This window comes from Acinetobacter sp. UBA6526 (genome assembly GCF_002434875.1).
Taxonomy (GTDB): domain Bacteria; phylum Pseudomonadota; class Gammaproteobacteria; order Pseudomonadales; family Moraxellaceae; genus Acinetobacter; species Acinetobacter venetianus.
On the sequence record NZ_DJLC01000113.1, the window covers coordinates 1 to 12,355 of the forward strand.

Consider the following 12,355-nt stretch of genomic DNA (forward strand, 5'->3'; position numbering starts at 1 on the left):
TATAAAAAAGTGAATTAAATCATAAATGGATGTGCGTACTTTTCTTGATCAAAAATTTGGCGTTGTTTTGCTATCTGCACAAGACGATTGCGTAGTTGTGTTTTTATCACAGCATAAGTTAAACGATGCTTTTGTGCCATTTCCTCAGCAAATTTCAAAGTTTCTGCTTGTAATGATTCAATGGGATGAATTTGACTAACAACTTGAGATTGCAAACATTCAAGACCCGTCATGGTTTTACTGGTTAGTGCCATTTCCCATGTTGCATGACGATTTGGCAGCAATTGCACGATTTCAGCAATCGTATCGGTGAATGGAATAGTGAGGTTGACCTCTGGGAAGCAGAAACGACCTTTATCTGCGCGCATAAATCTAAAATCACATGCTGAAGCCAAGATTGCGCCACCAGCATAGGCATTACCGTTGATTTCAGCAATCACAGGTATATTGAGCAGCGCTAGTCGAAGCAACATATTTTCAAGTTGAACTGTAAAGGCTTTTTTCTCTTCGATTGATTGCTGAATGAGCCAAGCTAAATCTAAACCATTGCAAAAAGTCTTTGCGTGATCACTTCGAATAATGAGGCTAGCATTATTTTGATTACTTTCGATTTCATCAAAAATTTCTAGATATTCTTCTAAGACTACTTTATTCAATGCATTTTCATGATCACCATTGTGTAATGTCAAAATGTAAATTGATTGTTGTTTATCGAGAGACATGGTTGCCATTTCAGCAACTCCTGAGCTTATATTCATCATTCGTTGACTGATTATTTCGAATATAAGACTCGCTCAATAGGTGAGACTATGCCATATTAATGATCATTTTAGGACATGAGTAACTTTATGCGTGATCCTTTTGGACTATTCCAAGAAACGATTTCAGTGTCATATGCGCATATATTATTAGAAATTACACATGAGTATGACATTGATTATCAAACTGTTTTACAAGATACAGGTCTTGTTTTCTCAGAGATGAAACAGAATGATGCCAAGATGAGTGCGCATCAATGGTCTAAATTGGTAGTTAATGCATTACAACTCACGGATAATCATCGTCTTGGAATTGAATATGGGCAGAAGTTGCGCCCAACGTCTCATGGCGCTTTAGGATTTGCTTTTTTGAGCTGTGCTGATGTTGAAACTGCTTTGAATTTGTGCCAACAGTATTTCTGTACACGCATTCAAAATTTTGTACCTGAATGGCGAATTGAAGGGAACTTTGTCTATGTCTATTTAGATGATGTTCATCCTGTAAAATTAGGCAATGAGCAACAATCAGCTCAATTAAGAGCTTTTCTCGTTGAAAGTTTAATTTTTGGAGCAATTCATTTTCTAGCTTTATTTTCACAAGCACTAGCCGAAGAGTGTGATGTGTATTTAGATTGGCTACAATCACAAGATTATACGGCTATTTCATTAGCATCTATTTCTCTGAATTTTAATCAAAAACGAAATGGTTTCAGATTTCCAAAAAAATATCTGCATTGTAAAAATCAAAATGCCGATCAAATGTCTTTTCAGCAGGCACTTTTATACTGTGAAAATGATAAAGGCAAGTTGATTAAGGAAACGCATCGAGACCTACAAAAAAGTATTCGTTTAGAGTTACTCTACAATGCAAGCAATGGTTATCCAACATTACCGATGATCGCTGAACGTTTGAATATGTCTGAAAGAACGATCAAAAGACATTTGCAAGCTCAAGGAACAAACTTTCTTCAGATATTATCTGAAGTGCGATTTAGTGAAGCAAAAAAGCTATTACATCAACAGCAATATAGTATTCAGGATATCGCAGATATTGTGGGCTATGAAGAAGCCACCAACTTTATTCGTGCTTTTAAAAAGAATTTTGGAGAGACACCAAGTCAGTATCGAAAAAGGTTTTTATTACAATGAATTGATATTATTTTTAAGGCTGTTTAAATAGTAATAAGTGAGTTGAATGTAGTCTGGTCGAACCCCCATCTTGTTTCAGTATAAACCTGCGGTTCGTTCTACTTTACGATACGTTGTTTATCATTCGGCAAAAGTAAGCAAAACCATTGTCATCCACAAAACCTATTTAATTTTTCACCTACTTTAACTTTGTTGATAAACACTATCTTTTTAATCGCTCGCAGCTTTGGGATGACGTTTCGGTGGATCAAAATTTAAGTATCATTCAAAGAAATTAGTTTCATTCATCTGACATAGAATGCTGAATCGTTTGAATAAACAATTCCAGCGAATACTTAATCTGCTCGCTCCATTCAAAAGAACAATTCATACGAATATAGTGCTGATGTGATGGCAAGACATTAAAAAGAGGACTAGGTGCAACACCTATTTGCTGTTGAATCAATTTTTCATAGACTTGCATACTACTGACTTTTTCAGGGAGTTGAATCCATAGGAAATAACCACTTGGATAATTATAAACTTGGCAATCAGCAGGTAAATGTTGTTTCAGGTAATTAAAAAATTGTTTCTTATTCTTCTCCAAAGCGCGTCTTAATACTCTTAAATGCTTTTCATAATGATGATGCGCTAAAAACTCAACCAGCACGTTTTGAATCAATGCATTTGCAGAAATCGTGCTCATGAGCTGTAGGTGTTGAATATGTTCAGAAAATTTACCCGCATAAACCCAGCCAACTCGAAAACCTGAACCCAAAGTTTTAGAAAATGATGAGCAGTGCAGTACTAAATTTTGCTGATCGTAATATTTCATTGGCAGTGGTTTTTTAGAGCCATAAAACAATTCTTCATAGACATCATCTTCAATTAAATGGATTTGATGTTCATGCAAAAGTTTCGCGATTTTATATTTCATTTCATCGCTGACGGTAAAGCCGATTGGATTATGTGCATTCAACATGAACCAGCATACTTTGATCGGATAAGTTTTTATAACCTGCTCAAAAGCTTCAAAATCAAAACCATGTTGAGGATGTTCAGGAATGGTAATAACTTTCAAACCTAAGCGTTCCGCAGCTTGCCATGCGCCATAAAAAATGGTCTGTTGTAATAAAATATAATCGCCCGGTTGCGTAATTGCTTGTAATGAAAGATTAAGTGCATCTAAGCCGCCTGATGTGATCACAATGTCATCAGCATCGGTCGGAATTCCTTGCATACAATAACGTTGGGCGATCAGCTTTCTTAATTCAAGATTGCCGGGTGGCAGATTGGTGGTCTGATCATAACTATGTCGATTTCGAGACAGTTGCCCCATGATTTGAATTAATTTGGGCGGGTAGAGTAATTGGCTATCAGGAAAAGCAGAGCCTAAAGGAACAATCAGTTTTGGCTGAATCGATTTGAGATATTTAAATACAAGTGAGTTAATTTCAATTTTAGGATTCAAAGAAACCACAGAATAAGCCTGTGGGATTTGAGAAGCAATTTGTTCGGCAACGAAATAACCCGATTTTTCTTTGGAATAAATCAGTCCTTGAGACTCTAACTCTTGATAGGCATTCATCACGGTAATTAAGCTAAAACCTGAACGTTGCACTTGCTCACGAAGAGAAGGCAATTTCGTATGTGGTTGCCATGTACCATTTTCAATCAGTAATTTCAGGTTTTGTGCTAGCTGTTCTGATTTATACATAAAATTTGGAGTCTAAACCTAATCTGTTGTTGTTGGATTTTATAAATAATTATTATTTTATAACAGATTTCTGGTGAGTAATGCATCTGTTATATTTTTTTAGTGTAACTCTGTAGCTATTCAATAACTTTCCAGACGCTCAAAATAACAGCATGAACTCAGAGCATGATTTGAAGCTTTTCATGCTCTAGAAATGATGATTTAGGTTGAATGGTGTATCACAATGTTTATCACGAAAGAACTCAATTCGATCATGCAACTGTTCAATGGCGTAGCACCATCGCAAGCTGTACAAGAGCAGTTGCAGTTTGAGTATGTGAATCTTGAAGCGACATTGTTACGAGCAAAGGTGCTGAGGGATTTTTCTAAAGATCAGGTTGTATATATAGCTCAAGCGAAAATCGATGAAAATGATAATAATCTTGGTTATTTATTTGCGCCATTTATCATTGCCAATCTAAATCAACCTGTGATCTATAGCACGCCTGTTTCAATGTCTATTTTAAGCATTTTGAATCAGTATTATCAGGCTGAGAAAAATCTAAACCTGAGAATCGAAGAGGTGATTGAGAGTTTAAAACTTCATATTGATTTGGTTGATCAAGTAAACACCGAGCAAGACTTTTTATTCAATCGTTTGATTAAAGCGCTTTGTCGAGCAGATGTTTCACAGATTTTTTTAATCACGCATTTAACTTTGGATACACAGCAACTGAAACAGTTACAGAAATATTTGAATGTTGAAATCTTTGTTATTAAAGCAGATCGATCTGAGAACCTAATTCAAGATGAAATGATTCATCTCAGAAAACTATTGTTCAAGAACAAAGATGAGATGCACAAAGAGGTGTGCGGTTTGTATTCAAACTTAAACGCAAATTTGGTCTCTCAAACTGGAAATTTTAATCATTCACAAGCCAAGCATTTGATCGAAGATATGTTTTATTCAGAGCATATCTTTGAAAAATTGTCGGTTTATGCCGAGTATCTACAAACCCGTATTCAAAATGGTGCAAGTTATAAAGCCTTATCCATTGCCTGAATTGAATAACTGAATTTTGTATATTTTAGGAGTAAAGCTCATGTCACAAGAGCAATCAAAATTTCCATATTTAGCAGTTGGCATCAGTATCTTATTAGGTTGTTTGTTTCTCGTTTTTTTCTTTCTCGCTATCAGTCATCAACCTGATTATATGCCTTCGCAACAGTAGAAACAGACTACTGTAGAGGTTAAAAATTCAACTCAATAAGCCTGTCGAAGTTTTAGATCAGTTTCTCTCTTACTGGCAATCTGAGCGCTTGCCAGTAATTTTTTTATACTAAAAATTAGTATCGTCTTGGTGATTTTCCTGTCCAGCGTTTAAAGGCTCGTGAAAAATTTTTGGTATTGGTGTATCCGAGGTGATTGGCAATATTTTCAAGAGATAAGCTAGGGTTCTTGATCAGTTGGATGGCTTTTTCACAACGGATTTTGTCCACTAATTCTCGAAAATTTGTACCCTCAATTTCTAACTTGCGTTGTAAGGAACGTTCAGAGATTCCGATTTTTTCTAAAATGTCAGATAGAGGGCTAATGCCCATTGCCTCATCATAGATGAGATCTTGTATTGAGCTACTAAAGCTGTTTTGTCTTAATAACTTACGCAATTGAGACTTACATTCTTCTCGTGATAAGCGCTCTGCAATTGCATCTGCATGGAGTAATGGAAAATCTAAAATTTCTTTATTAAATTCTAAGCGCGTCATTGGACGATTAAATCTGACCTCGCCAGGAATTAATGGGAGTAATTTATCAAAATAATCTGGTTTACTAAATTGTACGTCCGCGAACCCGCTTAACTCTTGTCCTGAAATGCTTTTTCCCATCTGTGCAAATCCAAGCAATAAAGCAATTTGGATGACTTCATCTAAATAATAACTCTCAGTTTGTTCGAAGATGATTGCAGCATGATCATCAAAAACTTCGAGTTTTATTTTATGAATGCTAGATTGAAGTGAAATAAACTCTTGAGCAATATTCAGTGCTTGCTTGACATTACCAGCGAGCATTGCAGTCATACCCATCAACCCATGACAGGTAATTGTCATTTGCATACCTAAATAAAACCCAAACTCTAAATTTGGAACTTTTGTTAAATCTAATGCACGTTTCAATATACTCATGACGATTTTGGCATCAGCACGCCACAACGGTTGTAGTAATTGATCCGTATTAAGACCTGATCCAGCTAATAATTCTTCTGCTGAAATATTCCAACGAGAGACCACATCGACCATTAATGCGATATATGTTCCGGGAACAGTCTTCTCAATTTTTGTATTTATTGCCATAAAAACCCATGTCGGAAAATGATACTAAAATGGCTTATTCAGAACTATTACAACATTTTCTTTTATTGAAAAATAGCCATGTCAGCAAAGTCTAGTTGACTTTAATCAACGTAAATTACTGCCGTGATGCAGAAAAATACATTCCAAATATTGCTAGGGTGGGAAATGAAAAAAGGAATTTTGATTACCGCGATAACAATTTTTTCAACGACTGTACAAGCCAAAGTCGATGTCTGCGTATTTGATCTGCTCGGTAAATCAGGTGAGGCTTATAAATCAGTAGAAGAATGGGCACTTGCTGCAAAAGCTTGGAATGCAGACTTAAATTTAATTCCTTATCAAGATGAAGCCAAAGCACAAAATGATTTTGATACAGGCAGGTGCGATGGTGTTGCGATGACATCTATGCGCGCAAGAAAATACAACAAGTTTGCAGGTTCGATTGATGCATTGGGAGCAGTGACAAATAATTCTATTGCACAAAAAGCAATTACCTACGCTTTAGATCCACGTAATAAGCACCGATTAGTAACTAAATCAAACGATGATGAATTTGAGGTCGCTGCAATTGCTCAAATTGGTCTAGCGTATGTTTATGTACGCGATAAAACGATTAATACAATTGAAAAGGGCAAGGGCAAAAAGTTCGCTTATTTACATTACGATCAAGCACAAAAAATGATTGTAGAGCGTTTGGAGTTGGTTGGTGTGCCATCAGAGATTTCGGACTTTGCTAAGAAATTTAATAACGGCCAAGTCGATGTGATTGCAGCTCCAGCATATGCCTATAAACCCTTAGAGATTTCCAAAGGTTTAGGAAGCAATGGAGCAATATTTGATTTTCCTGTAATTAACTTAACCGCTGACATCATTATCCGACCTAATAAGTTTCCTAAAGGTTTTGGACTGAAATCACGGGCATGGGCAATTAAGCAGCTTCCAAAGAATTTTTCCACGATTGCACGTTTAGAAGCGGATATTCCTGCGAAATATAAACAAGCTCTTTCTTCCGAAGATAGACATCGTTACCAAAAGATGATGCGAGATGGCCGCATTGAACTTACACAACTTGGTGTGTATGACCCTGTCATGATGAGGGTTTTAAAACGTGCGAGATGTGCTGTAGAACGAACCAATTTTGAATGTTCTTTAAGTGGAGAGTGAGCAATTTCATATCCAGTTAAAAGATATTTTCAAGAAGTTAGAAATTTACTAGGTTACAAGTTGAGATCAATATGAACGCACAAACGCAACACCACAAATTGGTTGCACGATCTGTAAAATTTGATTTTTCAAATTCACCAGTACAGTGGATTCCAAATGATCCTATATGTTCACATTTAATTAATGGGATTAACCTAATTTTGCCTGCAGGAGAGTTCTGGTTTTGTCGTGTTTACAATAAGACTCTCCCATATCTGAATAATCTGATATTGATAGATGATGTCAAAGGATTCATCCGTCAGGAAGCGACTCATGCCCGTGCTCATCAAACTGCCCAAGAGTTTCTAAAGCAACATGATTATGATCTAGAAACTTCTTTTAAAAAAATTAACTGGATTTTCACGATTTTGTTAGGTGATCGTCCACTAGGTATTAAAGCATTAGAAAAGAAGTCTTTAGAGCATTTTTGGTTAGTCACTCGGGTAGGTGTAGTTGCTGCGATTGAGCACTTTACTGGTGTGCTTGGACAGTGGTGTATGGACAATACTTCGTGGGATAAAGCTGACCCCGTGATTGCTGATATGTTCCGTTGGCATTTAGCTGAGGAAGTGGAACATCGTTGTGTCGCGTTTGACCTATTTAAAGAAATGATACCGAATCCCGTATTATTTTATCTTTATCGTCAGTTTTTGATGATGCTTGTTTTTCCTATTTTTATTTACATGCTAGCCGATATCGCGCGTGATTTAGGCAAACAAGATCCAGATATAAAGATACAAAAGATTTTTAATCGCAACTTTTTCAGATTATTACCGATTTATCAGAAACAAGCGAAAGCAACAGACAATGCTCCGACATTAACGTTTATCACGAAAGCAATTGTTCGTTGGATTTCACCAAACTTTCATCCTGAAACTGAAGGGAATACACAACAGGCTTTAGATTATTTAGCGCGTTCCCCAGCTGTTCAAGCAAACAGATGAAGGTGTTTTCTTTATTAAGAATAAACACGGTGATTTATCTGTGTGAGTTTAAAAATGATCTGGATGATCATTTTTAATTAAAAAAAGTTTTAACTATTGAATGTATAAAAACAAACATTATGTTTGTGAAAGGAAGTAAAAATGAAAAAAATGGCTCTTACGCTCGCAACGACTTCAATTTTAGCGATATCTGCTTCAACTCAAGCGGCAGTAGATGTATGTGTGTTTGACTTATTAGGCAAGTCAGGCGAAGCATATAAAGGAATGCAAGACTGGGCTTTAGCCGCAAAAGGTTGGGGCGCAGATATAAATCTCGTGGCACTTACAGATGAACAGGTTGCTGACAATAATTTTAAAGCAGGTAAATGTGATGCAGTTGCGATGACTTCTATGCGCGCACGACCATATAATAAGTTTGTTGGATCAATTGATTCTTTGGGGGGTGTTCCGAGTGATGAAATTGCAAAACGAGCGATTACATTTGTTTCCGATCCACGTAATGCGGCGAAAATGACGACCAATCTCAGCGGCAATAAATATGAGGTTGCAGGTATTTCTCCTCTAGGTTCAGCATTCATTTTTGTTCGTGACAAAAGCATTAATTCGATCGAAAAAGCAGCAGGTAAAAAATTTGCTGTATTAGGTTATGATGATGCTCAAAAATTAATAGTTCAGCGCGTAGGTGCTCAAGCTGTACTTTCGGATATTTCAAACTTCGCTGCCAAGTTTAATAATGGTCAGGTCGATATGATTGGTGCGCCAGCATACGCTTATAAACCATTAGAGTTAAGTAAGGGTTTAGGCACAAATGGGGTGATGTATAATTTTCCTGTATTACAAGTGACAGCAAATCTTGTTTTACGTCCTGAGAAATTCCCAGCAGATTTTGGGCAGAAATCTCGAGATTGGTTTGTCAAACAACTACCTAAAACTTTTGCTACCATCAAAAAGCTAGAATCTGAAATTCCTGCAAAATATAAAATGAATTTAACAGCAGAAGATAAACTCAAATATCAAAAAATGATGCGTGATGGACGTATTGAGTTAACACAACGTGGGATCTACGATGCCAGTATGATGAGTGTTTTAAAGAAAGCTCGTTGTTCAGTCGATAAAGCTAATTTTGAATGTTCTTTGTCGGGTGAATAGTAGAATTTTAATGAACTGTTTTTAAGCAGCTGAATCAAATTTTTACATAGCATAATGAACGAAAAATTTATGATAAAAGTTTAGTTTCACTAGGCTTTTTTCTATTTTATAGATGAATGATCACACAAAACAAAAATAGAAAATAACCTCATTTCATGTTAAGTGTAATAACCATAGGCACAAATGACAGCTCAGATGAGGGCGATTCCATGGATAATTCAGAACAGACCATAAATACGCAAGAAAATAATGGCTACGCTCGAATTGAGCCATATACTCAACCAGCTGGTGGATGGGGCGCATTGCTGAGTGTCGCTCGAAACCTTAAACGGCAAGATATCTTAAAAAAGGGTTCTATTACCTTACTGAATATTAATCAACCAACAGGCTTTGACTGTCCAGGTTGCGCATGGCCTGAGAAAAAAGATGCGCATGCATTTAATTTCTGTGAAAACGGAGCTAAAGCAGTCGCATTTGAAGCAACAAGCAAAACAGTTACACCTGAGTTTTTTGCTGAACATACAGTAAGTTGGCTTGCTGAACAAAGCGATTTTTATTTGGAAGACCTCGGACGTTTGACTGATCCGATGCGCTATGATGCTGCGACAGATAAATATGTTCCGATTTCTTGGGATGAAGCATTTCAGCTGATTGCAAAACATTTACAAGCTTTAGAACATCCAGATCAAGCTGCTTTTTATACCTCTGGCCGCGCAAGTAATGAAGCTGCATTTTTATACCAGCTGTTTGTCAGAAGCTTTGGAACGAATAATTTTCCTGATTGTTCGAATATGTGCCATGAAACCACAAGTGTCGGTTTAAAAGATTCGATTGGTTTAGGTAAAGGTACGGTTATCCTCGACGATTTTGACGAGGCTGATGCTATTTTTAGCTTTGGTCATAATCCTGGAACGAATCATCCACGAATGCTCGCAACACTGAGAGAAGTATCTAAACGTGGTGGCAATATTATTGCAATTAACCCAATTAAAGAGCGTGGTTTAGAACGATTCCAAGACCCTCAAGCGCCTTTAGAAATGATGACGAATGGTAGTACGCCAATCAGCCGTTATTATTTTCAACCGAAAATTGGTGGGGACTATGCCTTACTGTTTGGCGTAATGAAGCATTTGTTGGAATGGGATAAAAAAGCCATTGCGAAAGGCAAAGCAAGCGTATTTGATCGAAGTTTCATAGAGATGAATACCGTTGGCTTTGATGAAATGCTTGCTGAAATTGATCGTACAGAATGGTCAAAAATTCATAAGTACACAGGATTGTCACCCGAACATTTAGAATCGATTGCCAAAATGTTCCTCGACTCTAAAAAAGCGATTTTCTGTTGGGGAATGGGAATTACTCAACATCGTCATGGAACAGCCAATATCCATATGCTCGCAAATCTGTTGTTAGCTAGAGGACATATTGGTCGTCCGGGTGCAGGTTTATGCCCAGTTCGTGGTCATAGTAATGTGCAAGGTGACCGAACCATGGGGATTAACGAAAATCCTAGTGAGCAAATGTTAGATAGTATTGATCGTGTATTCGGCATTAAATCACCTCGTAAACATGGTCATGGTGTGGTTGATACGATTAAAGCGATGTATGAAGGCGATGTTAAGGTCTTTATTGGGCTAGGCGGTAACTTTGCGGTTGCAACACCTGATACACCTTATACGCAAGAGGCATTGCGTCGTTGCGCTTTGACGACACATATTACAACTAAACTTAATCGAAGCCATTTGGTCTGTGGTCAAGATGCCTTAATGTTGCCTTGTTTAGGTCGTACTGAAATTGATATGCAAGTTCATGGTCCGCAAGCGATTTCGGTTGAGGACTCAATGAGTAACGTACATTTATCGGCAGGGCGTAATCCTCCAATTTCTGAAAATATTTTGTCCGAGCCTGATATTGTTGCACGTATGGCAGAAGCGGCATTGCCTGAAACAAATGTCAAATGGCGTTGGTATATCGAAAGTTATGATCGTATTCGCGACTCTATTGCCGATGTTTTTGACGAGTTCCATGATTTTAATCAGCGTGTATATCAACCGGGTGGTTTTCATCTAGAACATCCTGCTAATCAGCACATTTGGCATACGCTAAGTGGTAAAGCACAATTCTTGATTACGCCAATAGATGAAGTCTACGAAGATCAAGAAAATCAATATGCTGCGGCATATAGTGAACAGAAAGTTTATACCTTAATGACTACGCGCTCACATGATCAGTACAACACCACTTTATATGGTTTAGATGATCGTTATAGAGGTGTATTTGGGCAGCGCCGTGTATTGTTCATGAACCAAGCTGATATTGATGAAGCTGGATTTGTAGCAGATCAGTGGGTTGATATTGAGAGTGTATTCTCTGATGGTGTGAAGCGAATTGTGCATAGTTTCCGTATTGTGCCATACAACATTCCTCAAGGAAGCTTAGCGGCATATTATCCTGAAACAAACCCACTGGTTGCTTTAGGTAGCCATGATAAATATGCAAAAATTCCTGCTTCGAAAAGTGTTCCTGTGATTCTACACGCAGGTAAAGCACCTGAACATTTTAATTTGGCTATAGCAGTTGATCCTGAACATGCCAATGAGCGAGTGAGTAATACATAGAACTATTCAGGTAAATAATTGAATAGATTGGATGTAAATTTTAGAGGTCAATGTGGATACACAAACACTGGGCTATGAAACGATGCAAGTGCATCGTTTCCATCGGGATATCTCTGAAAATGAATTGGATTATATTGTTCAAGAATATCCTGTTGCACTGATCTATAACGGTATTTCACATGCTGTCATGATGGCAACGCCATCTGATATAGAGGTATTTGCGAAAGGTTTTAGTCTGTCAGAAGGTATTTTAACGAACCTAAACGAGCTTTACTCACTTGAAATCAGTCAGAATGAACTGGGTGTACGAGTCGATATGACGATTTCATCGCGTGCTTTTACAGCATTGAAAGAACATCGTCGAATGATGGTGGGCAGAACTGGGTGTGGATTATGTGGTATAGAAAGTCTGAAACAACTTTATGCAAACCTACCAACTGTAAATACTACAGTGCCTTCTAAATGGTTGGGTCAAATTCCAGATGCAATCGCGCCGTTAAAAGTACG

The 12,355-nt window shown here is 37.3% G+C and carries 11 protein-coding genes; 8 read left to right on the top strand and 3 right to left on the bottom strand.

From position 1 onward, the window contains the following. Nucleotides 1-14: 14 nt before the first annotated feature. Entirely contained in the window at nt 15-731 is a 717-nt protein-coding gene (locus tag B4237_RS07670) for an enoyl-CoA hydratase/isomerase family protein (protein WP_278595614.1), read from the bottom strand. A 117-nt stretch (nt 732-848) separates the two neighbouring features. On the opposite strand from B4237_RS07670, the gene B4237_RS07675 reads away from it, so the two are divergent. After that, nucleotides 849-1,907 carry an AraC family transcriptional regulator gene (locus B4237_RS07675; protein WP_278595613.1) on the top strand — a complete coding sequence of 353 codons (1,059 nt, stop codon included), beginning with the start codon at nt 849-851 and terminating at the stop codon, nt 1,905-1,907. 280 nt (nt 1,908-2,187) lie between these two features. Here B4237_RS07675 and B4237_RS07680 read toward each other — a convergent pair whose 3' ends face one another. After that, nucleotides 2,188-3,603: a PLP-dependent aminotransferase family protein gene (locus tag B4237_RS07680; protein ID WP_278595612.1), complete on the bottom strand. Its 1,416-nt coding sequence runs from the start codon at nt 3,601-3,603 to the stop codon at nt 2,188-2,190. A gap of 223 nt (nt 3,604-3,826) precedes the next feature. Between B4237_RS07680 and B4237_RS07685 the strand changes: the two genes are divergently transcribed. Together B4237_RS07685 and B4237_RS07690 are read left to right on the top strand one after the other, a co-directional pair. Next, nucleotides 3,827-4,645: a hypothetical protein gene (locus tag B4237_RS07685; RefSeq protein ID WP_278595611.1), complete on the top strand. Its 819-nt coding sequence runs from the start codon at nt 3,827-3,829 to the stop codon at nt 4,643-4,645. A 40-nt stretch (nt 4,646-4,685) separates the two neighbouring features. Next, on the top strand, nt 4,686-4,814 hold the full coding sequence (locus B4237_RS07690) for a hypothetical protein (RefSeq protein ID WP_286942534.1): 129 nt from the start codon (nt 4,686-4,688) through the stop codon (nt 4,812-4,814). 115 nt (nt 4,815-4,929) lie between these two features. Here the strand turns inward: B4237_RS07690 and B4237_RS07695 are convergent, their stop codons facing one another. Then, nucleotides 4,930-5,934 (bottom strand): helix-turn-helix domain-containing protein, encoded by a 1,005-nt coding sequence (locus B4237_RS07695; RefSeq protein WP_278595609.1) that lies wholly within the window; start codon nt 5,932-5,934, stop codon nt 4,930-4,932. A gap of 165 nt (nt 5,935-6,099) precedes the next feature. Here B4237_RS07695 and B4237_RS07700 point away from each other — a divergent pair, with 165 nt between their 5' ends. From B4237_RS07700 to B4237_RS07720, 5 genes are all read left to right on the top strand, one after another. After that, the gene (locus B4237_RS07700) at nt 6,100-7,098 is read left to right on the top strand and encodes a putative solute-binding protein (RefSeq protein ID WP_278595608.1); all 999 of its coding nucleotides are present in this window, start codon (nt 6,100-6,102) and stop codon (nt 7,096-7,098) included. Nucleotides 7,099-7,169: 71 nt separating this feature from the next. After that, the gene (locus B4237_RS07705; protein WP_278595607.1) at nt 7,170-8,081 is read left to right on the top strand and encodes a metal-dependent hydrolase; all 912 of its coding nucleotides are present in this window, start codon (nt 7,170-7,172) and stop codon (nt 8,079-8,081) included. A gap of 141 nt (nt 8,082-8,222) precedes the next feature. Next, the gene (locus B4237_RS07710) at nt 8,223-9,230 is read left to right on the top strand and encodes a putative solute-binding protein (RefSeq protein ID WP_278595606.1); all 1,008 of its coding nucleotides are present in this window, start codon (nt 8,223-8,225) and stop codon (nt 9,228-9,230) included. Nucleotides 9,231-9,439: 209 nt separating this feature from the next. Next, nucleotides 9,440-11,848, top strand: coding sequence for an FdhF/YdeP family oxidoreductase (locus B4237_RS07715; RefSeq protein ID WP_278595605.1), 2,409 nt, complete (start codon nt 9,440-9,442; stop codon nt 11,846-11,848). A 52-nt stretch (nt 11,849-11,900) separates the two neighbouring features. After that, a partial coding sequence (locus tag B4237_RS07720; RefSeq protein ID WP_286942538.1) for a formate dehydrogenase accessory sulfurtransferase FdhD occupies nt 11,901-12,355 on the top strand: 455 nt, incomplete at its 3' end.

Excerpts from the sequence above, each read along its gene's own strand:
- B4237_RS07705 (WP_278595607.1), top strand. The coding sequence starts at position 7,170 with ATGAACGCACAAACGCAACACCACAAATTGGTTGCACGATCTGTAAAA.
- B4237_RS07680 (WP_278595612.1), bottom strand. The coding sequence starts at position 3,603 with ATGTATAAATCAGAACAGCTAGCACAAAACCTGAAATTACTGATTGAA.
- B4237_RS07690 (WP_286942534.1), top strand. The coding sequence starts at position 4,686 with ATGTCACAAGAGCAATCAAAATTTCCATATTTAGCAGTTGGCATCAGT.
- B4237_RS07710 (WP_278595606.1), top strand. The coding sequence starts at position 8,223 with ATGAAAAAAATGGCTCTTACGCTCGCAACGACTTCAATTTTAGCGATA.
- B4237_RS07695 (WP_278595609.1), bottom strand. The coding sequence starts at position 5,934 with ATGGCAATAAATACAAAAATTGAGAAGACTGTTCCCGGAACATATATC.
- B4237_RS07685 (WP_278595611.1), top strand. The coding sequence starts at position 3,827 with ATGTTTATCACGAAAGAACTCAATTCGATCATGCAACTGTTCAATGGC.
- B4237_RS07715 (WP_278595605.1), top strand. The coding sequence starts at position 9,440 with ATGGATAATTCAGAACAGACCATAAATACGCAAGAAAATAATGGCTAC.
- B4237_RS07700 (WP_278595608.1), top strand. The coding sequence starts at position 6,100 with ATGAAAAAAGGAATTTTGATTACCGCGATAACAATTTTTTCAACGACT.
- B4237_RS07675 (WP_278595613.1), top strand. The coding sequence starts at position 849 with ATGCGTGATCCTTTTGGACTATTCCAAGAAACGATTTCAGTGTCATAT.
- B4237_RS07670 (WP_278595614.1), bottom strand. The coding sequence starts at position 731 with ATGGCAACCATGTCTCTCGATAAACAACAATCAATTTACATTTTGACA.